The 25,060-nt window shown below is 62.8% G+C and carries 22 protein-coding genes and 1 tRNA gene; 11 read left to right on the plus strand and 12 right to left on the minus strand.

The features are described from left to right. Positions 1-43: 43 nt before the first annotated feature. The gene (locus ACOFKT_RS17875; RefSeq protein ID WP_419805344.1) at positions 44-1,075 is read left to right on the plus strand and encodes a PmoA family protein; all 1,032 of its coding nucleotides are present in this window, start codon (positions 44-46) and stop codon (positions 1,073-1,075) included. 416 nt (positions 1,076-1,491) lie between these two features. On the opposite strand, the gene ACOFKT_RS17880 is transcribed toward ACOFKT_RS17875, so the two are convergent. The 3 genes from ACOFKT_RS17880 to ACOFKT_RS17890 form a co-directional block, all read right to left on the minus strand. Continuing rightward, positions 1,492-2,658, minus strand: a complete 1,167-nt coding sequence (locus tag ACOFKT_RS17880) for a bifunctional transcriptional activator/DNA repair enzyme AdaA (RefSeq protein ID WP_419805345.1) — start codon at positions 2,656-2,658, stop codon at positions 1,492-1,494. A 152-nt stretch (positions 2,659-2,810) separates the two neighbouring features. Next, a complete protein-coding gene (locus tag ACOFKT_RS17885) occupies positions 2,811-3,893 on the minus strand; it encodes a LacI family DNA-binding transcriptional regulator (protein ID WP_419805346.1) in 1,083 nt (360 codons plus the stop codon). Between the two features lie 141 nt (positions 3,894-4,034). Further along, positions 4,035-4,352 carry a hypothetical protein gene (locus tag ACOFKT_RS17890; protein ID WP_419805347.1) on the minus strand — a complete coding sequence of 106 codons (318 nt, stop codon included), beginning with the start codon at positions 4,350-4,352 and terminating at the stop codon, positions 4,035-4,037. A gap of 22 nt (positions 4,353-4,374) precedes the next feature. Here ACOFKT_RS17890 and ACOFKT_RS17895 point away from each other — a divergent pair, with 22 nt between their 5' ends. From ACOFKT_RS17895 to ACOFKT_RS17915, 5 genes are all read left to right on the plus strand, one after another. Beyond that, positions 4,375-5,265: a hypothetical protein gene (locus tag ACOFKT_RS17895; RefSeq protein WP_419805348.1), complete on the plus strand. Its 891-nt coding sequence runs from the start codon at positions 4,375-4,377 to the stop codon at positions 5,263-5,265. 9 nt (positions 5,266-5,274) lie between these two features. Next, positions 5,275-5,886, plus strand: a complete 612-nt coding sequence (gene ruvA, locus ACOFKT_RS17900; protein ID WP_419805349.1) for a Holliday junction branch migration protein RuvA — start codon at positions 5,275-5,277, stop codon at positions 5,884-5,886. A gap of 366 nt (positions 5,887-6,252) precedes the next feature. Next, the gene (locus ACOFKT_RS17905) at positions 6,253-9,720 is read left to right on the plus strand and encodes a carboxypeptidase regulatory-like domain-containing protein (RefSeq protein WP_419805350.1); all 3,468 of its coding nucleotides are present in this window, start codon (positions 6,253-6,255) and stop codon (positions 9,718-9,720) included. Positions 9,721-10,424: 704 nt separating this feature from the next. After that, positions 10,425-10,991 carry a MerR family transcriptional regulator gene (locus ACOFKT_RS17910; RefSeq protein WP_419805351.1) on the plus strand — a complete coding sequence of 189 codons (567 nt, stop codon included), beginning with the start codon at positions 10,425-10,427 and terminating at the stop codon, positions 10,989-10,991. A gap of 86 nt (positions 10,992-11,077) precedes the next feature. After that, positions 11,078-11,572 carry a hypothetical protein gene (locus tag ACOFKT_RS17915; RefSeq protein WP_419805352.1) on the plus strand — a complete coding sequence of 165 codons (495 nt, stop codon included), beginning with the start codon at positions 11,078-11,080 and terminating at the stop codon, positions 11,570-11,572. Between the two features lie 190 nt (positions 11,573-11,762). Here the strand turns inward: ACOFKT_RS17915 and ACOFKT_RS17920 are convergent, their stop codons facing one another. Next, a complete protein-coding gene (locus tag ACOFKT_RS17920; protein WP_419805353.1) occupies positions 11,763-12,068 on the minus strand; it encodes a hypothetical protein in 306 nt (101 codons plus the stop codon). Positions 12,069-12,356: 288 nt separating this feature from the next. On the opposite strand from ACOFKT_RS17920, the gene ACOFKT_RS17925 reads away from it, so the two are divergent. Then, on the plus strand, positions 12,357-13,025 hold the full coding sequence (locus tag ACOFKT_RS17925; RefSeq protein ID WP_419805354.1) for a DUF882 domain-containing protein: 669 nt from the start codon (positions 12,357-12,359) through the stop codon (positions 13,023-13,025). An 89-nt stretch (positions 13,026-13,114) separates the two neighbouring features. Here the strand turns inward: ACOFKT_RS17925 and ACOFKT_RS17930 are convergent, their stop codons facing one another. After that, positions 13,115-13,954 carry an SDR family NAD(P)-dependent oxidoreductase gene (locus tag ACOFKT_RS17930; protein WP_419805355.1) on the minus strand — a complete coding sequence of 280 codons (840 nt, stop codon included), beginning with the start codon at positions 13,952-13,954 and terminating at the stop codon, positions 13,115-13,117. Positions 13,955-14,062: 108 nt separating this feature from the next. Between ACOFKT_RS17930 and ACOFKT_RS17935 the strand changes: the two genes are divergently transcribed. Then, positions 14,063-14,671 carry a TetR/AcrR family transcriptional regulator gene (locus ACOFKT_RS17935; protein ID WP_419805356.1) on the plus strand — a complete coding sequence of 203 codons (609 nt, stop codon included), beginning with the start codon at positions 14,063-14,065 and terminating at the stop codon, positions 14,669-14,671. A 117-nt stretch (positions 14,672-14,788) separates the two neighbouring features. On the opposite strand, the gene ACOFKT_RS17940 is transcribed toward ACOFKT_RS17935, so the two are convergent. The 3 genes from ACOFKT_RS17940 to ACOFKT_RS17950 form a co-directional block, all read right to left on the minus strand. Then, positions 14,789-15,361, minus strand: coding sequence for an isochorismatase family protein (locus ACOFKT_RS17940; RefSeq protein WP_419805357.1), 573 nt, complete (start codon positions 15,359-15,361; stop codon positions 14,789-14,791). Between the two features lie 349 nt (positions 15,362-15,710). Further along, a complete protein-coding gene (locus ACOFKT_RS17945) occupies positions 15,711-17,513 on the minus strand; it encodes a L,D-transpeptidase family protein (protein WP_419805358.1) in 1,803 nt (600 codons plus the stop codon). A gap of 81 nt (positions 17,514-17,594) precedes the next feature. Next, entirely contained in the window at positions 17,595-18,815 is a 1,221-nt protein-coding gene (locus ACOFKT_RS17950) for a hypothetical protein (protein ID WP_419805359.1), read from the minus strand. 92 nt (positions 18,816-18,907) lie between these two features. On the opposite strand from ACOFKT_RS17950, the gene ACOFKT_RS17955 reads away from it, so the two are divergent. Continuing rightward, positions 18,908-19,357, plus strand: a complete 450-nt coding sequence (locus tag ACOFKT_RS17955; protein WP_419805360.1) for a DUF2251 domain-containing protein — start codon at positions 18,908-18,910, stop codon at positions 19,355-19,357. Next, positions 19,347-20,963 (plus strand): hypothetical protein, encoded by a 1,617-nt coding sequence (locus ACOFKT_RS17960; protein WP_419805361.1) that lies wholly within the window; start codon positions 19,347-19,349, stop codon positions 20,961-20,963. The genes ACOFKT_RS17955 and ACOFKT_RS17960 overlap by 11 nt, the downstream gene beginning before the upstream one ends. Here ACOFKT_RS17960 and ACOFKT_RS17965 read toward each other — a convergent pair. The 4 genes from ACOFKT_RS17965 to ACOFKT_RS17980 all read right to left on the minus strand — a co-directional run bounded on the left by ACOFKT_RS17965 (position 20,960) and on the right by ACOFKT_RS17980 (position 24,542). Further along, complete coding sequence (locus tag ACOFKT_RS17965; protein ID WP_419805362.1) at positions 20,960-21,907, minus strand: SAM-dependent methyltransferase; 948 nt, start codon at positions 21,905-21,907, stop codon at positions 20,960-20,962. The two genes, ACOFKT_RS17960 and ACOFKT_RS17965, sit on opposite strands and share 4 nt — an antisense overlap. Further along, entirely contained in the window at positions 21,904-22,467 is a 564-nt protein-coding gene (locus ACOFKT_RS17970) for a GbsR/MarR family transcriptional regulator (RefSeq protein ID WP_419805363.1), read from the minus strand. The genes ACOFKT_RS17965 and ACOFKT_RS17970 overlap by 4 nt, the downstream gene beginning before the upstream one ends. 95 nt (positions 22,468-22,562) lie before the next feature. Then, positions 22,563-22,874, minus strand: a complete 312-nt coding sequence (locus tag ACOFKT_RS17975) for a hypothetical protein (protein ID WP_419805364.1) — start codon at positions 22,872-22,874, stop codon at positions 22,563-22,565. Between the two features lie 48 nt (positions 22,875-22,922). Next, a complete protein-coding gene (locus ACOFKT_RS17980; protein WP_419805365.1) occupies positions 22,923-24,542 on the minus strand; it encodes an adenosine deaminase family protein in 1,620 nt (539 codons plus the stop codon). A gap of 166 nt (positions 24,543-24,708) precedes the next feature. On the opposite strand from ACOFKT_RS17980, the gene ACOFKT_RS17985 reads away from it, so the two are divergent. Then, positions 24,709-24,783: transfer RNA gene (locus ACOFKT_RS17985), tRNA-Phe, on the plus strand. Positions 24,784-25,060 lie beyond the last annotated feature (277 nt).

The raw sequence follows: 25,060 nt of genomic DNA on the forward strand, positions 1-25,060 counted from the left end.
CTTGGTGCTTGCACCGAAACCCGCATTTCTACTCGCGGCGGCAATGCTGCTCGGGGTCGGGATGACACAAGCCCAAGCCCAGATCAACGTCACCCTTATCGAAGCCCAGCACCGCATCGACGTCACCGCCGACGGCAAGCCCTTCACCAGTTATATCTGGCCCGAGTCGCTCGACAAGCCCGTCCTCTATCCGTTGATGGCGCCTGACGGCACCACCGTCACCCGCGGCTTCCCCCTGGAACCCCGCCCCGGCGAGCGCGTCGACCACCCCCACCACGCCGGCCTCTGGTTCAACTACGGCAATGTCAACGGCTTCGACTTTTGGAACAACTCCTCGGCCATCCCCGCCGCGCAAAAACCGAAGATGGGCTCGGTCCACCAGGGCCCGGTGCTTTCCACCAAATCCGGCCCGCACGAAGGCGAGATCACCGTCGAAACCACCTGGTCCGCCAACTCCAGCGACGCGAGTGCCCCCGACAGCAAACGGACCGATCTCCTCAAGGAGCGCACCACCTACATCTTCCGCGCCGACAGGAACACCCGTACCATCGACCGCATCAGCACCCTAACCGCGCTCAAGCCCGTCACCTTCCACGACGACAAGGAGGGCCTGCTCGGCATTCGCGTCGCCCACTTCCTGGAAAGCCCGACCGAAAAGGGCGGCACCTTTAATGACGCCCAGGGCCGCCCCACCAAGGTCGACACCGCCGACACAACCGGCGCAACTGGCGTCTACCGCACCTCCGCCGGCATCACCGGCGACAAGGTCTGGTCCACCCGCGGCGCCTGGTGCGAACTTACCGGCACCACCCCTGACGGCAAAACCGAGACCATCGCCATCCTCGACAACCCCGGCAACCCCGGCTTCCCCACCTACTGGCACGCCCGCGGCTACGGCCTCTTCGCCGCCAACCCCCTCGGCGACCACATCTTCGACGGGAAAGCCCCCGAGCACAATTTCACCATCCCGGAGGGCGGCACCGCCACCTTCCGCTACCGTATCCTCCTCACCTCATCCGCGCCCACACCGGCCCAACTCAACACCGCCGAAGCCGACTTCGCCAACGTCAAGTGACCAGGCTAGCGTCGTTGGTCCTTTGCCATCTCCTCAGCATTGTCATCCTGAGCAAAGCGAAGGACCTGCTTTTTCTCTGATGTAGCACAGTGCAACACGAACGCGTCATCGCCCACTTCTACGTGCCCCACCTTCGCCGCGCTCTGTGCGGCTAACGTGGGCAAAGCGCCCGATCCCAAGTCGCCGCAAGCACAAACCAAAGATCACAGCTTCAGCTATCTCCTTAGGCCCCAGAAAAGCGGAAGGGCACAGCTTCTGCTGTGCCATAAACGCCCTTCCCGACCCGGGCTTCAGCCTCTGAGGTCAGCGGCTTCAGCCGCGAGATAGCTCGCCGACCAGCAAGAAAATCGACGGCTTTAGCCCCTGAGGTGATGCAGGGTCCATCACCTCAGGGGCTAAAGCCCGGTCCATGTCGATCACGTCGTTCCTACCTCCGGGGCTAAAGGCCCCTCGCCACCCCGCCGCTCCATCTCCAGCAACCTTTTCTTCCGTTCCAGCCCCCACCGGTACCCACCCAACTCTCCCGTCCCACGCACCACCCGGTGGCACGGAATCGCCAGCGCCACCACGTTCGACGCGCAGGCGCGCGCCACCGCCCGCGCCGCCGTAGGCCGCCCCAGCGCCTCGGCCACTGCGCGATAACTCTGCGAACGCCCCGCCGGCATCCGCTGCAAATACTCCCATACCATTTGCTGAAACGCCGTCGCCCGCACATGCACCGGCAGCCGCAGGTCCGGCACGCGCCCCTGCAGATACGCGTTCAAGTCTCCGATCCACGCCCCGAACTCCGGCGGCGCAGGCTCCCGCATCGCCGACACCGAAGCTGCTGGATACTGCGCCCGCAACCGCCCCAACAACTCCGCCTCACCCTCCCCAAACTGCAAAAAGCAAAGCCCGCGGTCCGTCGCGCCCAGCATCGCCAATCCCATCGGCGTCGCGAGGCCCGCATAAGTAATCGCCACACCTGCCCCACCGTCGCGAAACTCCATCGGCGTCATTCCCAGGCTCGTATCCGCCCGCTCGTACACCCGGCTGATCGAACCATACCCAGCGTCAAAAATCGCATCCGTCACACCGCCCTCCGACCCACGCAGTGACGCTTTGAACCGCTCCATCCGCAGCGCGTCCACATACTGCTTCGGGCTCACCCCAACCACAGCGCGAAACGTCCGTTGCAGGTGCGACGGGCTCAACCGCGCCCGCGCCGCCAAATCACTCAGCCGCAGGGGCTCGTCCAGGTGCGTTTCCATATATCGGCACAGCCGCCGAATCGTCCCGTCCACCGCCCGCGCATCACGTTCATCCGGCAGGCACCGCTTGCACGCGCGCAGTCCGTCCGCTGCAGCTTTTGCCGCCGTGTCATAGAACAATACGTTCTCCCGCTTCGGCAGCCGCGACGCGCATCCCGGCCGGCAGTACACGCCGGTCGTCAGCACCCCGTACACAAAGCTGCCGTCCTGCGACCGGTCCCGCGCCGCCACCGCCGCCCACCGCTGCTCTCCCTGCGTTCCCGCCGCGCTCACGCCGCCACTCCGGTCTTCATCTGCGCGTCCGCTGTTCTCATCGTGGGTGTTACGCAGCATCGTCGGAGTTCGGTACGCAGGCATCGTTGAATCATGGATTCTGTGCATGCACTCACACTAAGCTGGCGGCAGTCCGCGCAACATCCAGTTCGTGCGGTGCAATCCCCAGATTTACGAACGAACAGTGCGGTGCGCGCGCAACCCGCCCGGCGCTACGCCGCCGCAGCCACTGCGCAAACGGCCGCGGACATCGTGGTCGCGCGCACCATCAGTTCCGGCTCCACTACCACCTCCACGGCGGCGGTGTGCGCTTCGCCTGACCGGCTCAACTGGTCCAGTACCGCGTTCGCGGCCATCACGCCCATCTGGTGCAGCGGCTGGCGCACCGTCGTCAGCGAAGGCCGGTGCACGCGGGCAAAGGCAACGTCGTCAAAGCCCATCACCGACACGTCTTCCGGAACGCTCAACCCCGCATCCTGCAGCGCGGCCACGGCCCCGATCGCGGACACGTCGTTAAACGCGAACACCGCGGAAAAATCACGGCTCTGGCCCAGCAGCTTCCGCGTGGCGCGGTAGCCGGGCTCGTTCGTCTGCAGCTCCTCGTCCATCTGCACCACGCGCTCCGGCGGCAGCGGGAGGCCCAGCGCCGCGGCGGCCCGCTCAATGGACCGCCAGCGAACCTCGGTGTCCGAGCTCACCGGATGCCCCTTAATGACCGCGATCTTGCGATGGCCCAGCCCGTGCAAATGCCGCAACGCCAGCTCCGCCGCGCGAGCGTGGTCCAGCACAATGTTCGTTACGTGCGGATGCGGGTCCGGGCAAGACACCGTCACCGTTGGCGTCGTCCCATACAACTGCAGCGTCGTCCCCACCAGGATCACCGCGTCCACCGCTCGCTCGGCAAAGATGCGTTCCGACTTGGCCAGCACCTCTTCCCGGTGGTGGTGCGTGATCATGACCAGCACGTACCCCGCCGCGGAAAGCGTCTCCTCGATTCCCGCCAGCACGTGCGCCGAGTACCCCTCGGACATGTCCGGAATCAACACGCCCACACTGGTCGACTGTCCGCGTCGCAGCGACCGCGCCAGCAGGTTTGGCCGGTAGTTCAGCTCACGCGCCGCCGCAAAAATACGCTCCTGCGTTGCCGGCGGAATCGACCGCGCCGCCGGCGAACCGCTCAGCACACGTGAAATCGCGGCCACCGACAGGCCCAGGTGCGCCGACAGCGTGCGTAGCGACACCACACCGCTGGCTTGCTTGGAGCGGCTTTCGGCAGACTCTGACTGAGAAGGCATAGTTGAACCGTTTTGATTAAACCAGAAGACGGGAGCCCTGTTCACCATGAAATCAGAACGAACCAGACCAAATGTAACCGTTTGCAGGCGTTGGCCCACCAAGCAGTTACCCCTGCCCTTCCAAACGCCACACCTAAGTGTCTATCGCCCTTCGCCGGTCACCCGCCGGATCAGGATCGAGCCCAGGTACAGCCCCGTCCCAAACAGCATCAGCAGGCCCACCGGCAGCCCCACCCACTTGTACGCGATGCTGTAATCCAGCATCCGGTGTCGTGCGATGCTCATCACCGACACGCCCAGAATGCCGAAAAACGTCGCCGCGAAAAAGCTCGCAACGCCGATCGCCAGCGTTCCCAGCACCGTTTGAAACGCGCTCAGGTCGCCGATCGGCGCCCCAAACAGGCGCGGTCCCGTGTAGTTGACATATCCCGGTGCAAACGTGCGGTCAGGCTGTGGCATGCTCCATTTAGAATACGCCTCGGTGGCAAACGTTCTCGAATCCCAACTGCTGTCCGCCGAAGCTGCCGCCGAGCAGCTTCAGCGTCACACCGCTGCCAACGGCCTGCGCTACGCCCTGCTCGGGCAAAGCATCGGCAACGGGCACCCGGATGCATCGCACACCTCGGCGGAAGCGGTGCTGCGCCTGGTCAACGCCGTGCCCGCCGCCCTGGCCGGCTCGCTCGTGCGCACCACCTACGCCTTTGTGCCGCTCGCGCTGTCCGGCGCGCGCCTCCGCGGCAACGACGCCGCCGACGCTGCCTTCCAGAGCAACGACCCCACCCTCATCGCGCTCCAGGCCACCCCCGAGCTTGCCGAGCGCGCCATCTGCCATCGCAACGCCGAGGTCCGCGGGGAGGACTACGTCTTTCTCTCCGCCGGTCTGCACCACGACAGCTTCGCGCTCGCCTTTGAGTTCTTCATCAACATCGCCCACGACCTGGTCGACATCGCCAGCATGCCTGCTTCCTTCGGCGACCTGCTCGCCGAGCAAACCGCCGCCGGCGTCCGTGGCGAAACCTCCATTGACGCCTTCGAGCACCGCTCCGCCGCCTTCGGCCCACAGGCCGACCACGGCGCAGACAGCTCCACGCGTCCACGCTCCACCGCACCCGTCCCGCCGCGTCCACCCGCGTCCACCACGCCAGCCGAAAAGGCGCAGGCCCTCCGCGACTACCAGCACGCCGCCTTCGCGGACGCGGTCGCCATTTACCTGCTCGCCGTCTTTCTCGACTTCGACTATGCCGACCTCCGCGAGCGCGAATACCCCCTGCTCGCACCGCCCGCGCTCGCCGCCCGCCTTCGCGCCGTCCACGCGCTCTATCCGCCCAACCCCGGCTACACCTTCCAGATCCTCTACCGCCGCCGCGGCTAGCCCAGACGAATGATCGCCTACCTTCGCGGCACCCTGCTCTCCAAATCGCCCAACCGATCGGTCGTCGACTGCAACGGCGTCGGCTACGACGTCAGCACCTCCGTGCAGTGCTACACCGCCCTCCCGGAGCAGGGCAGCGCCGTCGCCCTCCACATCCATACCGAGGTCCGCGAAGACCTTATCGCCCTCTTCGGTTTCCTCGACCCCGCCGAAAAGCTCCTCTTCGAAAAACTTATCACCATCTCCGGCGTCGGCCCCAAGCTCGCCATCACGCTGCTCTCCGGCATCCGCGCCGACGCCCTCGCCGCCGCCATCCGCGGTGCCGACCACGCTCTGCTCACCCGCATCCCCGGCATCGGCAAGAAAACCGCAGAGCGCATCGTCCTCGAGCTCAAGGACAAGCTCGACAGCTTCGCCGCACCCACCCCCGCCACGCCCCAGGCCACCGCGCTCACCCCCGCGGCCGACGACGTCCTCTCCGCCCTGGTCAACCTCGGCTACAGCCGCCCCGCCGCGCAAAAAGCAGTGGAAGGTGCCCTCAAGTCCCACGGCGACACCGAGCTCACCCTCCACAACGATTTCGAGCAGCTTTTCCGCCTCAGCATGCGCCTGCTCCGCTAGCCGATACCGGCGCGATTGGCCCGGCGCCTGGAACAGCGGCCCGGCAAAATTGCCATCTTCGCGTGGCTCCTCCTCCTTTAGTTGTAGTCCCGCGCGTAAGCCGGTTGTTGCCGCCGGCACGACTTGCGCTCCTCAGAACAGGCCGCCATCCGGCCTTCTTCGCGGCCGCGCGGGACGGAAATCGATTGGGAAAAGTTTCATAAACTCTTCGGCAGTAAAAACGGTTCGATGCCCAAAACCAGGAAATGCCCAAAATTCCTGCATTTCCCAGAGCGCAACGCCTTGACAGTGATCGGAGGCGCTGGCTATAGTTCGGCGCGCGAATCAAGTTAGAAGATTTCTGCTGCAAACCTTTGGAGGCACCACATGTTTGACCCATTTTCCCGGCGCTCCCAGCGCCCTGCTCTGCGTACCGCCGCCGTGCTCGCGCTGCCCATGCTCGCTCTCAGCTGCGTGCACGCCCAGGTGCTCTACGGCACCCTGACCGGCAATGTCACCGACGCGTCCAACGCCGCCGTACCCGGCGCGACCGTTACCATCAGCAACACCGCAACCGGCCTCACCCGGAACGCGACCACCGACAACTCCGGCAACTATCAGATCACCGACGTCCCCCAGGGCAACTACACCGTCACCATCGCTGGTACTGGCTTCGGCACCTCCGAAACCAAGAACGTGCCCATCGCTGTCAACCAGACCAAGCGCGTCGACGCCGCACTCACCGTCGGCGGCGTGACCCAATCCGTGGATGTCAGTACTGCACCGCCCGCGCTCCAGACCGACCGCGCCGACGTCAGCTATGAAATCAGTTCGCGTCAGGTCGATCAGCTGCCGACCGCCGGCTCCGCGGGCCGCAATCCTGAGAACCTCTTCCGCCTCATTCCCGGCGTGCCGCCGCCGCAGGAGATGAACTCGCAGGCCGGAAACCCGGGCCGTAACGAAGCCATCAACGCCAATGGCGTGGCCAACACCATCAACAACATCAAAATTGACGGCGCGGCCGTGAACTATCCCTGGCTCCAGTCTGAAGCCGCCTACATCCCGCCCCAGGATGCCATCGAGTCGGTCAACGTCGTCACCAGCTCCTTCAACGCAGAGCAGGGCGCCGCCGGCGGCATCGCCGCAAACTTCGTCGTCAAAAGCGGCACCAATCACTTTCACGGCGGCATCTGGGAATACAACTCCATTTCGCAGTTCAACGCTCGCAACTATTTCGTGCGCGCCTCCGCCACGCCGGTCGTTCCTAAAAACATCTACAACGAGTACGGCGGCAACATCGGCGGTCCCATCATCAAGGACAAGCTGTTCTTCTTCTTTAACTACAACAAGACCTCGCTGCGCCAGTACAAAAACGGCACGCAAACCGTTCCCCTGACCCAATTCCGTGGCGGCGACTTCAGCGCGCTTCTTCGGAATCCCAGCGCCTACGGTCTCACTGCGGCACAGGCAGTCATCTACGATCCGCTCACCGGCAATGCAGCTGGCATGGGCAGAACTCCCTTCGCAGGCAACATCATCCCGCAAAACCGTCTCAGTGCGCCGGCCCTGAAGATCCTCTCGCTGATCCCCACCGAAACGTCGCAGGCGGGAACGGCCAATTACGCCGGTGGAGCGATCCTCGCCTTTGACCGCGGCACGTACGACACCAAGATCAACTGGAACCCGACCGATCGCACCACCTTCTTCGGCCGCTATTCTCTGCTCCGCTCCAACATCGTGGATCCACCGTACTTCGGGGCCGCTATCGGCAACACCTGGGACGGTGGCCAGCCCGGCACCGCTCCTGGCAACATCAAAAATATCGGCTTGGGTGCGACCCACACTTTTTCCAACAACTTCCTCATCGACGCCAACGCTGGCGTCGTCCGCATCGATCTCGCCGCGCAGGCGCCCGACGTGGGTACCAATCTGGGTCTGAATCTGCTCGGCATTCCCGGCACCAACGGTGCAACCACCTTCCAGTCTGGCCTGCCCGGCTTCGTGCAAAGCCAGGGCCTCAGCAGCTTCGGCAACTATCTGCAGTCCAACCCGTTCAGCTTCCGCGACTACCAGTACGTCGGCAACCTGAACGCCACCTACGTCCATGGCAATCACAGCTATCGTTTCGGTGGCGAATACACGCACTCCGCCATCAATCACCTGCAGACCAATGCTGCCGGTCCGCGCGGCCAGTTCACCTTTTCCGGTGGCGTCACCAGCCTGAATGGGGGCAGCGGCGGCGCGCAGACTCCAAACTTCGCGCGCGTCATCGCCGACAATCTGCTCGGCCTGCCCAACAACGTCGCCAAGACAGTCCAGCTCTTCCAGCCCAACGGCCCGCGCTGGTCGGAATTCGGCTTCTTCGCGCAGGACACCTGGAAGGCAAGCGCCGATCTGACCATCAACTACGGCGTACGCTATGAGTACTATCCGTTCGCCACCCGCGATCACACCGGTGTCTTCCGCTATGACCCCACCAGCGGCAACACCCTCATCGGTGGCCGTGGCAATGTTCCCACGGACACCGGTGTCGATGTCGGCAAAGGACAGCTCGTTCCCCGCTTCGGCATCAACTACCGCGTGAATGAAAAAACCGTCATCCGCTCGGGTGCGGGCATCACCGTCGATCCAGAAAACTACCGCTTCTACCGCGACGCTTATCCGGCCCTCACTACCCTCAGCCAGACCGGCTTCGGCACCTTCACCACCCAATACACGCCGGCCGCCGCCCTCAGTGCCACCAACGACGTCGTGCCCGGTTCGACTCTACCGATCGGCGTTCCGCCCGTCGTCCTGCCAGACATCAGCAGCGGTGTTGTGCCTCTGCCGTATAACTACGGCACCGTCTTCTCGCCGCAGAAGTGGCGTCGCGGTTACGTCGAAACCTGGAATCTCTTCTTCGACCGTGATCTGGCCAAGGGCCTGGTCGCAACCATTGGTTATGTGGGCACACACCAGGTCCGCCAGGTCGCCGGCCGCGACATCAACTCCGGTTTTGTCAGCAATCTCGGCTCCAACACCCGCCCCATCTTCGCAAATGCAAATGCGACGGGTGGCGCTCGCCGCAATGTGAACACCATCTACGACTTCTTCCCGTTCGGCACCGTCAACTACTCGGGCTTGCAGTTCTCGCTGAACGAGCGCACCTTCAAGTCGATCCAGTTCGGCTACGCCTTTACCTGGTCGCACACGCTCAACACCTACGACACCAACAGCACCCCCGGCACCGTCACCTTCAACTCGCTGCCGCTCTTCAGCCGCAATTATGCCAACAGCGGCTTCGACCGGACTTTCGTGAACTCCCTTTGGACGAACTACCAGCTTCCCATCGGCCCGGGCCGGCAGTTCTTGTCCAGCGGTATTCTCGGACGCATCGTCGGCAACTTCGACCTGAACACCGTTCTGATCTATGACAGCGGCACGCCCTTCCAGTTGACCGATAGTTCCACCAGCGGCAACGGCGATACCGTCGTTCCGTACCAGTTCAGCAAACCAACCGTGAACGGTGTGAAATACAACGGCACCAACCCGAACTACCCACAGTACTTCGTCAATAACGGCAGCTTCGCCACCGTGACCTCGGTCTACGGCTCGGGTGCGAACCTGCAGAACGGCAACGTCGGTCGCAATTCGCTGCGTGGTCCCGGCCTCTTCAACTTGGATCTCGGCATCAGCCGCAACTTCCCCATCTGGCGCGAATACACCTTTGTCCTTCGCGGCGAAGCCTTTGACGCCACCAACACACCGCAGTGGGCCAACCCTGGGGCAAACATTAACTCGCCCGGGACTTTTGGCCAGATCACAGGATCCAATGCATCCCGTGTCCTTCGCCTCAGCGGACGGTTCACCTTCTAAGCACGGAACATCCGCAGCAACGAAAGGCCGGGGCCAACCAGCCCCGGCCTTCTCATTTGCCGCCGTGATCTGGAGATGTGCAGCGCAGCGTGCTCGTCCGGGCAGTGTGCGGCAGCATGCGCGTCCGCGCAAAGTCTGAGTAGGGTGCTCCTCGGTGGAAAAGCTGCTGCGCTCAACCAAGGCGTTCACAGCACACAAAATTGTGCAAATCTTTCGGGAATCTACCTTGACACTCCCGCAAAGCAGGCGCACTCTATGGTGTAGCTGACTAAGAGAGCACTACACGTAGGGCCGACGGAGTAAGTTTCAGGGTTTCCCCTCAGGGAGAGGGACCCTACCGGAGGCATCGGCGCTTCGAGTGGTCCTCCACCGCGTCCGCTGTTCCTGTCCATTGAGCGAGGCCCCACATGCGTGGGGCCTTTTTTTGCTTGGAATCCGCTCCGCGCATATTTGCGCGGAGCTTCAACCGCTTCAACGCAGCCGTCCAGAAAAGCGGGTGCACCAATTCTTGTGCAACACCGCTTATTCCTTGCACAATCAAGAACTTACCCCTAAGTACCTGCGGAATCAGGAACTTGCGCTGCATCTCGCGGCTAAGCTCTTCCGCAAGAAGAACTTGGAAAAAGTGGGGGAGGGGTGGGTACACCGTGCCACCCGGGAATATACTCAGGGCGTCCGCCCCAAGCACGTCACAGGAGTCGAGCGTGTCTGAAGCCCGCAATGTCCCGCCTTCTCGTGATCCTGTCATTCCGGACAAGCTCTACTTCCGCATCGGCGAGGTCGCCCGTCTACTAGGCGTCGAAACGCACACGCTGCGCTTCTGGGAAACCGAGTTTCCGCAGCTCAAAGTCGGCAAAGGCGGCACCGGGCAGCGCCTGTATCGCCGCCGCGACGTGGAACTCGTCTTCGAGATCAAACACCTGCTGTACGAACACGGCTACACCATTCCGGGCGCGCGCCAGTTCCTGCAAACCCGCCAGCGGCGTAAGGAGCCGGCAGCATCGAGCGCCTCTGCTCCGCAGCGTGAGCCGGAAAAGGACAGTTCCAGCGAGCCCAACCTTGAGCGCATTCGCGCCGGTCTGCGCGATCTGAGCGATTTGCTCACCGGCCCGGCCGCTCAAGAACGCCCTGCCGGCAACGCACCTATGCGCGATCGGAATCGCCCCAGGCCCGAGTCGCCGCAGCGCGGTCTGCACCTCGCGCCGCGCTCAGCCGCAAAGTCCGCCGTGCCACGCACCACGCTGGGCCTCTTCGATCCAGAATCGGAGTAACACAGCACTTCCCTCAGGTCGCTTGCAGCAAACCCGTCGTGGCCGTAGCCTGATTGAGTTCATTCGGTGGAAAAGGAGCACCTTGGATGCCGGAACCACAGCCTCTCGCGCCCGACCCCAACACACCCATGGTGACCACCGTCGAGGAAAGTGCATACAAGGCTCACATTGAGCCGTATAGCGCCGCGCCGACCATGAGCATCGCCGACGGTGTGATCGGCTGTGCGTTCTGCACCAACACAAAATTTCGCCGGTCGCGTGTCCGCATCCACGATCTGCGCGAGCTTCTGCTGCTTCGCTATCCCATGCGGTGCATGCGCTGCAACCAGCGGCAGTACGGTTATTTCCTGACCGCCGCGCTTGCTCTGCCGCCCCGGTCACAAAGCGCGCGCGTGGCTCGCGGCAATGAAACCTGGAAGGCGTGGACGGAAAGCGAGAGGAACGGCCACTCGTTGCAGCGGCCCATGACCACGTCGGTCGGAACGCGGGCAACAAAGCTGCAAAAGCTTCCTTCACGCGCCCCCGCAGCCCAGCCGAGCGAAAGCCAGGGGAGGCGCGAGGACGATCGTCACATCTGGTAAGCAGCGTTGAGCGGAGAAGTCCGAAGCACCTTTTTCAGGCGCCCTCGGAAGATGCCAGTTTCGTGTAAGTACGCACTTAGATGTGAGCCCGAACCGCGGTCCAGGAACAGAGTTCTGCATGCAATGAAACGGCCTGCTGGCGCAGGCCGTTTCCGCGGTGGAATGCTTCCACGAGTCGCGAGATCGCAGCCTAATAGCGTCGAGAGTTACGGTGCGAATAGTACCCGTGGCGCTCGCGATAGTGCCGGTGATGTACCGACGCGTTGTGATGACCGACCAGAGCGCCGCCACCGGCGCCCAACGCGCCACCGATCAGAGCACCCTTGCCGCCACCGGCCAAAGCGCCGATACCCGCGCCACCTGCGCCACCGATCAGAGCGCCTCTTCCAGTGCCGATGCCGTGGTGTTGATACGTATCCTGTGCCATGGCCGGTACTGCCGGCGCGGCCATTGAGACCAATAGTGCAGACGAAAGCATTGCATGTTTTAGGTTCATGTTTCCTCCATTCGCGGCCTGTGCCCAATGCGGCATGACCGCGTTGCCCGACCAGTAAAGTGATGCTGTGAGAGGTGCGCGGGGTGTTCCATACCTTGAAGAAAAGGTGAATCTCTGGCGCGACCCTGGCGCAGTTTGACCACAGGTGGCGCACTAGATGCCCCCTTTAGGGTATTGGGTTGTATTCAGGATTCCGGTAGAGTCTCCTTAGTCTGGCAATGCGGTTCGGCAATGGTCATTGCAAACCGCCTTTCACACGGCGCCACTCACTCGATCTGGAGCTCTTGTTTGACCCTTAAGCAAAACCTGCCCCGCCTGACCCGCGCGTTCGCTGCGCTCGCCTTCGCCGCCCTGATCGGCACTGGGTTGAAAGCCGACTCCGTTCCGTCTACACCGGCCCCGTTCCCGCCACACCGGCCGGCGAGCCTGATGCAAACCATGCGCCTGCGGCTGCACCACCTGCACACCGGCGAATCGATCGACGTCGCGTACAAGCAGAACGGTCAGTACCTGCAGGATGGTGTCGACATGCTGAACCACTTCCTGCGTGATCATCGCACCAACGATCTTGCCCATTACGACCCGCTTGAATTCGATCTGCTGCACAATTTGCTGGTCCGGCTTGGCCGGCCTAACGCGACGATCGATATTGTTTGCGGTTACCGTACGCCGTGGTCGAACAATTTCCTGCGCACGCGGAGCGCGGAAACCGGCGTGGCGGAGCACTCGCAGCACATGCTTTCAAAGGCCATCGACATCCGGATCCCAGGCGTCAGTACGCGGGCGTTGCGCGATGCGGCGCTAAGCCTGGGCATGGGCGGGGTGGGTTACTACCCGATCAGCCATTTTGTCCACGTTGACGTGGGACCGGTGCGCGGATGGCAGTTTGGCGGACGCCAAATGCTGGCCAGTTCTGGACGCCACGGCCGCGGACGCGGGCGCCGTCACCGGGCGTAAGCGCTAACGTTTAGAAGAACGGGCAGAGCCGATGGCTCTGCCCGTTTCTTTCTACAGATTGATCCGCCTCTGTATCGACCCGCTCTCGTTCAGCGTGTGGCCATGGTGGTGGAAACGCCCTGAGCCTGGTTGGCCACAGATTTCCAGGCTTCCCAGGTCTCAAGTCGAGAGGCATACGTCGCTCGTAGCTGGGGCAGGCCATGGCTGCCCAGTATCAGGCGAAGCGGTGGATCATCCGCATCAACCAGCTTCAGCACAGCTTCGGCGGTGGCCTGCGGATCGCCGCGCTCCATTGTTCCCATGCCGGAGAAGACCGCGTTGCGGATACCGGCATACGCTTCCATCGGAGCGGCCATTCCGGCCGTTCCGGGCTTGCCGAACTCGGTCGCATAGGCGCCGGGCTCGATGATCGAGACCTTGATGCCGAAGGACTGGACCTCTGCCGCCAGGCTCTCGTGCAGCGCCTCAAAGGCCCACTTCGTCGCGCAATACATGCCGATCACGGGCATTGCCACGTGGCCCAGCGTGCTGGATACGCCCAGTATGTGGCCGCTGCCCTGCTGCCGCAAGAAGGGCAGGGCAGCCTGGATCACGCGCAGTGTGCCCAGGTAATTGGCGTCGAAAACAGCGCGCACGTCGTCCTCGCTCACCTCTTCGACGGTCCCCACCAGTGGGTAACCGACGTTATTCAGGACAACGTCGAGCCTTCCGAAGTGTTCGTGAGCCTGTGCGACAGCATCGCGCACCTGGTCGGGCTTAGTGACGTCAAGCGCGAGTACGAACGCGGCCTCGCCGAACTGCTCGGCGAGACTGCGGACGCTCTCCACGCTGCGGGCAGTGATGGTGACGCGGTCGCCCCGTCGCAGCGCGGCTTCGGCCCACACGCGACCCATGCCGCGCGAGGCTCCAGTAATAAACCATGTTTTCATGTGAACAAACTCCCTGCGTGATAGTGTTGAGTGCACTCAGGGACACCCTACGCGTCTATCTGAACGATGTCTAGATAAATCTGAACACTGTTCACTCTGCTCAAAACCATGCCGGAAAAGCGACCCACGTACCACCACGGTGATCTGCGCGCCGCCCTGATCCAGGCTGCGGACGAGATCATCTCAGAGAGCGGCATTGAGGAGTTTTCTCTGCGCGCGGCGGCGAAGCGGGCGGGCGTCTCCCCGGCTGCGCCTGCCCACCATTTCGGCAGTGCCCGGGGCTTGCTGACGGAAGTGGCGATTCTGGCGTTTGATCGCCTGAATGAACATCTGGAAGCTGCGGGTCAAGCCGATGACGCCGCCGAGGACATGCGTGCGGTGGCGCTCGCATTTGTCCGGTTTGCGATGGAATATCCCGGGCACTACCGGCTCATGCTTCGCAAGGACCTGGTGGATCGTACCGACCCGCGATACAAGGTGAGTGCCGACCGGCAGGCGACGCGAGTCACGCGAGCGACGGCTGCATATCGTGGCAAAGAAATGTTGACGGTGGAACGCTTTGAGGACGCGGCCGACCTGCTTGCAAGCCTGTCCATGCTGCACGGCCTGGCGCACCTGGTGCTGGATGAGAAGGCGCCACACTTCTTCCGCAATGCGAACTCGCGGGAATTCGTGCAGCAGACCTTGCCGCGCGTGCTGGAGTCGATTTACCCGTGAGTAGATTGAGTTTTCTTGCAGGAGTCATGACGATTTTATGGCACAGCTGAAGCTGTGCCCTTCCGGGCGCTTGATGTGTATGGCGTCGGTCGCTTGGCTTTTCGGAGCTAGGGCTCATCAGCGTTGCAAGGCGAGAACGATGTCGTTGACGGTGCGGACCTGGCCGAACATGGGGAAAATGTTGTCCACAGCGAACTGGTGAAGCTCAGGGCTGGAGCTGCTCATGGCATCCTGTGCGAAAACCAGGGCGTAGCGACGATCGTGGGCTTCGCGGGCGGTGGACTCGACACCGATATTGGTGGAGACGCCGCCGATGATGATGGTTTGGATGCCGCGGCGACGCAAGGTTTGTTCCAAGTCGGTGCCGTAAAAGGCTCCGCGCTGACGTTTGAGCAGGACGTGGTCTTCGGGGAGACGGTGGAGTTCGGGCACGAGTTCCAGCATCTGCGGCGGGACTGTCTGCTGCGGCCGTGAGGTGGGCCGGTCCACAGGTACGTCGGGTGCTTCGCCCAGGCTGACCTGGACATAGATGATGCTCGCGCCGACGGCGCGGGCCGCGTCGGTGAGGCGGTTCGCGGCCTCAACTATCTGTTCGCGATTGTATGGCGCGAGCTGCCGCTGCAAAATGCCGTGCTGCAGGTCGATGAGGACGACAGCGGTGGTTTTCGGATCGAGTGTGGTTTCGGCCATACCAGTTTGGATGCGCCAAGGACAGCAGTTCCTTTGCATCTCCGAAGGATCAAAATTTGTTCCGAGAAGGAATACTTGCAGCTTTGAGGCAAATGTCGCGTTTGTCGCACAAATATGAAGGCCGGGGCGACGATCAGCATTACCTTCGGTATCGCGCCCTCGGGTAGCTAGGGCGACATCTTAAGCAGGCATACAGGGCCGTGCCCGAACCTCACCAGGGCTTGTCCTTTGTGAAATGAACCGAGTGCCGCGAACCCACCTTAGCCGCAAAAGCGCGGCGAAGGTGGGGCACAGTCGTTCGACATCAGTACAGACATGCTCGAAGTGCAGTTCCACCGGGTTTGCAGTGCTAGACGGAGGCTTCGGCGCGGGTGCGGGCGGGTTTGTGCTGGAACGGGTAGCCGTGTTGCAGCTCTTTTTCGAGGTCGTCGTCGTAGTTGTACAGGTCTTTAAAGAAGTGCATTTCGCCGTTGTCGAAATAGGCGGTGCCGTAGAAGAGCAGGACGGGGACTGACTTGCCGCCGAGCGAGACGGTTTTGTTAATGACGGTGTCGTCGTTCATCGTCTGCTGAATGGTGTCGGCGTCCCACTTACTGTTGTCGCGCAGCAGCCACTCGGCGAGCTTGGGTGGGTCCTGCACGCGGACGCAGCCGTGGGAGTAATCGCGGCGGGTGCGCTGGAAGAGATAATGCGCGTTGGTGTCGTGCAGGTAGACGTTGAACGGGTTCGGGAACATGAATTTGACCAGCCCGAGAGAGTTCCTGGGGCCGGGCTTTTCACGCACCATGACGGTGCTGTGCTCGACGGCGGCGACAGAGGCGGGCTGCGCTTCACCCTTGCCGTTCACGGTTTCGTAATTGTGCGATTCCAGGTAGCCCGCGTTCGCCGCCATGTGCGGCACGATCTCTTTTTTTGCGATCGATGGCGGGATGTTCCAAAAGGGCCGAAAAACCAGGTACTTCATTTGCTGCGCGATCATGGGCGTGTGGTGCTCGTCTTCTTTGCTCTGGCCCACGACAACCCGCATGTTGAACTGCTGGGTGTCGCCGTCAAAGGTGCGCAGGACGAACTCGGGCAGGTTTACCAGGATTGCGGGCTTCTGGTACGGGTCGGGCAGCCAGCGCCAGCGCTCCATGGCGTCGTCGATTTCGTTGACGCGCGTAGACATGGGTATGTTCAGCGCGGCGACCGTGTCGTGTGAGAGCTTGCCGTCTTCGGTGAGACCGTGGCGATGCTGAAAGTGCTTGAGCGCATCGGTCAGGGTGGCGAGATCAGTGCTGGCAGGCGGGGCCGCCGCGTCGGCCTGCGGGGCCGCCGTGTCGGTCTGCGGGGCAGAAGTGGAAGCAGCCGTATTTTCCGGCTGCGGAGTCGTTCCCGTACCGGTGTCGCCCTGCAGATCGCCGAAGAGCTGCAGCTTTTGCTGCAGTGCCGGCAAGTCTGCGTAGCCGTGTGTAAGCGCGACGGATTTGGTGCCGGGGTCGGGAAGCGGGCTGGTGTGGTCCTGCGCGGCCAGGTCCAGGTAGTGCGGCAACTGTTCCCTGAGCGCCTTGTACTGCGCGGACTGCGGCTCCAGGTCGGTCAGTGCCTTGTCGACGTCATCGGCGGAGGCAATCTGGTCGCCCAGTACGTTGGGCAGATCGAGCTGCTTGGAACTGGAGTCGATGCCAAAGGCAAAATATTTGGGATCGGTGCGGCCCATGTGAATCGCGTTCAGGAAGCGCGCGGCGTTCACCGTCATGGCCGTGTCAAAGGCGACCTTGCCGTCGTCGGTGGAAAGCGCGGCAACCCGGCCCTGCCAGCGGCTGGCGTCGTAGTCCTCAGGATCGAGGCCGCGCTGGCGGGCGTTGCTAAAAGCCTGCATCAGAGCGCTGGCCTGACTGGTTGGCTTGCCGTCCTTGCTCCAGGCCAGGGTGAACTCGCGGTCGTCATAGAAGCTGTTGACCGCCGGCTGCAGGTCGGAGTAGTCGGGCCACTTCAGCGCGTCCATGTGGCCGCTGCTGATGGCTTGCTGAATGGCATCGGTGTAGGTGGGCTGGGTCACTCCGACGGAGCCGGTTGCCTGTGCGGCAAGGTGTTTGGCGCGCTTGCAACCGGTGAGCGGCAGGGTCAGGAGGAGGGCTGGCAGAACAAGTCGTACAAACGCAAAGTGCATAGGTGTGTGCATTGGATGCAAGCGGCGAGAAAACGGCGTATCTGCAGGGCTACAGGCATCCCGCTGGGTGCGCACGGTCGATTACTGGTGCAGGCGGGGCGCCACACTGACAGCGAGAAGCGCCTGAGTGACCACGACGGTGCCGCCCAGCAGCAGATACAGGCGGCGCTGCCGTGTTTCCAGCGCGTCGGCAAAGACGCCGGCCACAAACGTAAGCAGGAAGGGAATTGCCCAAAGCAGCGGAAAGGTGAGCAACTGCGTGGTTTGCAGCGGCAACAGCGCCAGGGCAACGAGCAGTGGTGCGGTGTTTCCGAAATAGCGGGAGCGGCGTACCGCGGCGTAGAGCACCAGGCACAGCGCCAGCGTGACGGTGAGGGGCAGGGTGCGGAAGTCGGAGAGGAACCGGCGCGCCGCCTCCGCCTGAACTGTGAAGCGCGCGGCCCCCGCGGTGAAAACGTAGAAGAACGGGCCCAGGCGGAAGGCGTAGCTGGCAAAGACGATGAACAGCGCGCCCAAGGCCGAGCCGATCAGCAGTGGAAGCACCAGCGTACGGCGGCGCTCCGCCACGTAGAGCATGTACAGCGCTGAGAAGAACAGGCCGACGACGGCGGCGAGGACGTGCGCGGTCATCGTGACGCCCAGAGCGACAGTGAACAGCACGATGCGCGGCCGCCATTTGCGCGCCGGACCATACATAGCATGCGCGATGCCGAGGGCGGTATAGATCGTGGCGAACAGGCCCCATGCGGCGAGTATGTCGTTGTTGGGAGTAGTCGCCGCAGCCAGCACGGGCGGAAAGACGCAGTAAACACACAGGGCAAAGAAGCCGGCGACGTTGCCGAATTGCCGGCGGCACACCCACCACAGGCTCCCGCCCAGACCCATGGCGGCGAGCGCGAACGGAATGCGCAGAAGATACTGCAGGCCGAAGATCTGGTGCCGGAGGTCGTAAACGGAGCCTTCCGTGGAATTGGGCGTGTAGGTGCGTTCGTTTGCGGGCCGGGCTGCGTCGGCGCGGCGCTCGCGCCAGTCCTGAAAGCGCAGCGCCTGCACGTAGAGGGTGACGGGCAGCGCGGCGGCGCGATAGGCGGCAGTGCCGTCGCCCTGCATGTTGCCGCAGGTGGTGAAGTAGCCGAGGGCGGGCGATGGCTTTTCCCACATTTCACGGCCGCAGAGCGCATAGCGGTAGTCGCTGTCGGTCAGCGGCGCCCGGCTAATGATGAATAGCGCTGCGCCCAGGAACAGAAGCAGCACCAGTGCAGCCAGTTGTTGCGGACGTTTGAAGTGGAAGCGGAAACTCATCAGGAAAGGCTGCACACAAGTTTACGCGTTGCGGTGAATGGACTTCGCCTGCGGACGTGAGCATGGGCCTGCGCCTGCTTTACCCTGAACGCATGGATGCACTTGATTTTCGCGTTGGCGCGGCGAAGCTGGTCAGCTACTCGCCCGCGCGCGAGCTGCCGTGGCGCTTGGTGTTTGAAGATGAAGGCGCTGCGGGCTACTGCTACGCCTGCGATGGGGAGCGCGCCACCGTGGAAGACGACTTTGACGTGACCGTGATGGACGCCATGCTGGTGTACAACACGGACGCCATGCGGTCGCAGGAGAGCGGCGACCGTGAGCGACTGGTTACGGTGGAGTGGTCCGCGGATGGCCTGCGTGCGGCGCTGCGGCTGGACGGCGTGCCGCAGGTGCTGATCGATTTTGACCTGCGCGAAAGCTATTGCAGGTCGAACTTTCCCAACTTTATGGATGATGGACGGAACGGCTGGCGGAGCAACGACCATCGCTGGGACGAAGAGGCGATGCTGCGATTTGAGAAGGCCGCGCTGCATGCACGCTGAGCGACCCGTCGCCGAGGTGAACCACGGCGAAACCTCGGCGCTGCCTGGAAGATTTCTGGACGGCGCACCCGACGCCCAAACACCTTTCCGTATGCGCTACGCCGTATGGCTCCTGTGGGCATCATTGGTGCCACTCGCCTACTTCACACTGCGACTGGTGTTGTTCGCGCGCACCTGGCCGGTGGTGCATGATGCGGCGATTATGCACTATGTCGTGTTTATGATCGGTTCGGGCCGTGCGCCGTACACGGGCATGGTGGAGATGAACCTGCCGGGCGCGCTGATGAGCGAATGGTTCGGCATGCATGTGCTTGGCGGGAACGCAGCGGGCCTTTGGCGCTGGGACACCACGATGGGCCTGCTTGCCCTGGCGGGGGGCGCCTGGATTGCGGGACGAGGTCGTCGCCTGATGGGCATGGCCGGCGTGCTGTTTACCTGGACGATTCACCTGAACGATGCTGCCTTTGACTTTGCAGAGCGCGAGTGGCTGATCGCGGCATTGTGGCTGCTTGCAATCGCGTGCGCGGCAGAGGCGATCGAGCGCCGCGAACCACGCTGGATGTTTGGCTGCCTAGCGCTGACCGGGTGGTGCTGCACGATCAAGCCGTTCGAGGTTCTGCTGCCGTTGGCGCTGCTCGTGTTTGTTCTAAGGCAATTGCGTCCGCAGTGGCGTGGGGTGCTGTTGTGGTCGGCACTGGGCGTGGTTCCGCCGGTGCTGGCGGTCGTACTGTATTTCGCGCATTGGCCTGGCGCCTTTTCCGCGTTCCTGCACACGGAAAGAACGCTGGGCGCGTGGTATGGCGTGCTGGGACGCGCGAAGTGGTACCGCATGCTGTTTTCCGCATTGTTGTCCCCCGCTCGCGCGGCGCTGGTTTTGGTGATCTACATGTTTGTCCGCATGCGCGGTTGGCTACGTTGCCGCGAGGCGTTGCTGGCAATCGGCACAGTCTGCGGATTGCTGACGTACTTTGCGCAGCGCAAGAGCTACCCGTACCATGTATATCCGTTTCTGGTGTGTGCAGCGGTACTTGGCTTCGTGCTGGCGTATCGCGCGTTGGCGAAGCTCTGGCCGGTGCAGGGTTTGCGGGGCCGTGATGTACAACTCGCGGCCGTGCTCTTTGTGCTGCTGTGCGCTTTCCGCATGCCGTGGAAGTTTTGGCACAACCATGAGAAAGCGACCTACCCCTATGGCACGCAGCAGGCGCTGATTGCCGACCTGAAATCGCTAGGCGGCCACGCGCTGAGCGGCCACATTCAATGCATGGACATGACCTTGGGAGGGTGTATCGGCGCGGAGTACGATTTGCGCCTGGTGCAAACCACGGGATTTGTGAACGATTACATGCTCTTCCCATATCCACAATCGGCATCGCCGGTGCTGGTTGAATATCAGCAGCGGTTCCTGCGCGAGATGGCGGCAAACCCGCCACGTGTCATCGTCTTGACAGCGCACAACTGGCCGAATCAGGATGACCGGCAGTTCACCAAGCTGGGGCGCTGGCCTGAGTTCGGAGCATGGCTGGCGGCAAACTATCGGCTTGAGCGCACGCATCTGGCAACGACAACCCAGCACACAGCGAGCTACCAAATCTACGAGCGCCGTTAGCGTCGCTGTGCCGGCTTGGTTGCGGTGATCATCTGGTAGCACATGGGGCCGAGCGGTGCACTGATCCAGGGCATCAGCAGCGGCGCGAGCACGTTGTTCCAGCGGGCGCGCGTCATGCGCTTGCGGCTGAACAGGACATCGCTGAGCAGAAACTTCAGCGTGACCCACGGCACATGCGCAACGGAGGGCGCTACGCGCCACTGTAGGTTCGTTACGGCGACGTTGGTGAAGCCGAGCTTTTCGAGTTGCGCGTGGAAGCGGTCGAGCCGCGCGAGGTCCTCAATGATCCAGCACTGACACAGCTTGCGATAGATGCGCTGCTGCAGGCCTGCCTTGAGTGGGCGCATTAGAAAGCCGTCAGCAACCACGAGCCTGCCGCCGGGACGCAACAGGCGGTAGGCTTCAGTGAGTAGCGCGCGCTTGTCGTCGCCGTGCGCGTGGCAACTGCTTTCAAGCGCATACACGGCGTCGTAGCTGCCGCGCGGCAGAATGGTGTCCTGATACTCACCCTGGACGACGTGGACGCGGCTGCTGAGGCCTGCGGCGGCGCTGCGCTGATTTGCCTGCTCCACCTGCCAGGGCACACGTGTGATGCCGAGCAGGCGGGCGTAAGGCAGTTGCCGAGCGAAGCTGCGCAGCGTGGCACCCAGGCCGCAACCCAGGTCCAGCACGCGCGGCGCGGCGAGGTGGTCCACCTGTAACGCGGCGAGCACTTCGCGGTTCATCTGCTCCAGCATGCTTTCGCGGTCGAGCGGATTCATGCCGCGGCGGTAAAAGCCGAAGTGCATGTTGAATTCGCTGCTCCACGCGGCGTAGTCGGGGCCTGCTTCGCTGTAGTACTGCTCCAGGTCAATCGGTTGCGTTGCTGGCAACGGCGCTGGTTCAAAGAGGTCAGCGGTGGGCGCATTCTGTATGGTTGCAATGTCGGTCGGTGCGGTCGTCATGCTTCCCCCTTGCGCGTGCGTGCGGGCAGCCAGCGCGTGATGCCGGCGCCGATGCCGATGAGGCCGCGGAGTGTGCCGGCCGGCAGCTTGCTCATCTGCCGGTACCAGTCGTGCATTTCCTGCAGAAAATCGTGCATGGCCTTGATCCGCTCGGTCACGACGCGCTCTGAGGCGCCGCGGCCGCGTGCCTCACGACCGGTGGGCCGTTCGGCGGCGAGCCTGCCGAGGGCGGCGATGGTGGGCTCGATCTCCCGCTCGACACGCTGCTCGATAACGGTAAGAAAAAGTTGCCAGATGTCGTGCGAGGTGGAGAAGAAATCGCGGCGGTCGCCCATCTGGTGGGAAACCTGCACCAGGCTCCAGTTCTGCAGTTCGCGCAGGCTGGTGCTCACGTTGGAGCGCGCGACAGAGAGTTGTTCGGCAATCGTCTCTGCCGTGAGCGGTTCGGCCGAAAGGTAAAGAAGCGCGTGCACCTGGGCGACGGAACGGTTCACGCCCCAGCGGGCGCCCATCTCACCCCAGTGCAGGATGAACTCGCGGGCTGCATCGGAAAGCTCCATGGTTCGCTCCTGTTTGTAATTTCAGTATAAACAGAAATTACAGAACATAGGAGAGAGCGGCGGCGAAGTGGGTTGCTCTTGCCTGGAGATTCCCTCTATTGTCCGTAAAGCAGGTCCGCGTCCTTGTAGCCGATTTTCGTGAAGAGCACGATGACCAGAACCGTCAGGGCGAAGGCGACAGCCGTGCTGATCCAACTGGTGCGGATGCGGCGTGTGATGATGCCGATAAGCAGCAGAACGAGAAGAAGAATGCCGTCGCACAACAGCCAGTCAAACTCGTACTGGCGGCGCGTGTAGCCCTGTTGTGCGATCACGTGCGTTACGCGGAAGGGACGCCAGAGCATGCCTGCAAGTGCGGTGAGAAAGAACAGGACCATCTGGCCGAGGACGGCAAGCGCACGCTTCATAGAGATCTCAGAAATGCTGGAGTGGAGGCAAAGTTAATGGAGCAGCGGTCACTTTGCAAGCGCGGCTTCTTCAAACGCAGCCAAGCGGCGCTCGAGCTCCCATTGGTGTCTTGCTTTTTCGCTCGTCTGGAAGAGGGTTTTGCACGTCGCGCCTGGAGTGTCGCGGCCGCGCAACGGCAAGGCACAGCCGCTGCGGGCGGTGGTGAAAGCGTCGGGCGCGGACCACAAGCTTTCGCCGTGCAGGAAGCTGTGCTCCAGCGAGGCACGGGCCGATTGCTTCAGCGCGCGATAGTCCAGGTGCTGATCGGTTACGGCGCGCACGTATTCGTTGGTGAGGTCGATGCGCGAGACGCCCTCATCGTCGGTCGAGAGGTGGAATGGAACACCGGCCGCGCGGTACAGAGCCAATGGATGGTCCGCGCCGCGCACACCTAGAATGCCGTCATTGGAACTCAGGTTGATCTCGACCGAGATGTGCTTTGCGGCCATCTCGTGCAGCAATGCGGCTGCATCGGTTTCGTAGGCAATGTCATCGCCGTGGCCGATGCGCTCGGCGCCGGCGACCTCCACAGCTTCACGAATGTGGAAGCGCAGACCCTCAGGCGGCACCAGGCCGAGCGTGAGTTCGCCGGCGTGCAGGGTCAGGCGCGCGTGCTGTGACTTATCTTTGTACTTCGACTGCAGAAATTGCAACAGATGCATCTCCGCCGAGTACTGGCTCATGCTGGCGAACGTGTCCTCAGGCTGCACGTAGTTCAGGCCGACGTAGTTCGGATCGTTGGCCTCGGCGGTGCCCATTTCAAAGGCCGCAACGCTCTGTGCAAACACGGTGGGCAGCGGCAGTGCACGCAGCACCTGGTAGAGCACGTGGATCTGAACCTTGCACGCGGGCTGCGGCTGCGGTGTTTCGCACTGCTCGCGCGCGCGGCGCGCAACCATGGCTGCCTGCATCTCCTCAGTGGCTTGCTGCGCCAGCGTGCGGATGCCGTGTGCCAGCAAGTATTGATAGAACGGCTCGGGGTTCGCCGGATCGAGCGACGCTCCGCTCGCAAGCTTTGCAATCGGAGCTACGTCTGGCGTGTGCATGACTTCGAGGTACTGCTCATTCTGCGCGGCGGCGCGGGTGGCGACCTCGTCCAGCCACTCGGGCAGGTGTTGTTTGTTGACGCCGCCAAAGCGCGCAAAGGTGGCAAAGAACTGGTCATGACCGCTGACGCCTGCACTGGGAACGAACGCGCGCATGCTGAAGCTATCGATTAGGCCATCGTAAAGTTTCTGGTTCGTGAATGAATTCGCAACGGGCACCGTGCCTTCGGCGCACACCGGCTTCGGTGGGATCGACTTCGTCGTTCCGATGTTGGGCAGAAGGAGCAGTTTGACCGGGTCGGCGCAGAGATTGTCCTCCGCCGCCTCGCGCAGGAATGTTTCCGCATATACCGCGCCGAACAGGTGCATGTGCAGGTCGCCGCCTTTCGGAAACGCGGTCAGCATGGCGCGCAATGCCGGGGGCGAGTTGCGCGCTGCCTCCAGGCGTTCGGCAACCTGCGCCTCGCGCGCGAGCGGCGACATTCTGGATTGCGACGGCGCGACGACGGCACTGCATCCGGCAGAGACAAAAGCGGCTGCCATGACCAGGCGGCGCAGCAGGGCAAAACAATGGCGAGGCATGAGGTCGTTCCGTTTCAATGGCAGCTCTGTATGGGTGCCTTCAGAGTACGCCGTCATCGGCCGCAAGTTTCGGTATACTACTCCAGTCGCTGTTCCTGCTGGAGCGGAGACCGGCAGCGCCGCCCGGCGCGTGCCCCTGTGGGATTCACCTTTCGTGAAAGACCATGGCCAGATAGCTCAGTGGTAGAGCGCGGCCCTGAAAAGGCCGGCGTCGGCGGTTCGATCCCGTCTCTGGCCACCACTTATTTTCAAAGCAGCCGGTTCTGTTCAGCGTGAATCCGGGGGTGTGCGGTAGCGCACTGGACGGAACAGTTCTTATTGACGGACACCGCTCTCGGCCTGATTGGTGCACCGTCGAGGCTTCTGCTGGCCTTCGAAAGCTTGCGAGCAGACAAAGCCGGGGGACGTAATCCCGGCGTTTCTGCGTTTTTGGCTCCTGCGCTGCTCTGCGCCTCTTATCCACGTTGCCACGCTGCGCCACTCTGTTGCACTCCCCATAGCCGGACCGGTATGTTGGC

Source organism: Terriglobus sp. (genome assembly GCF_965201105.1).
Classification (GTDB): Bacteria; Acidobacteriota; Terriglobia; order Terriglobales; family Acidobacteriaceae; genus Terriglobus.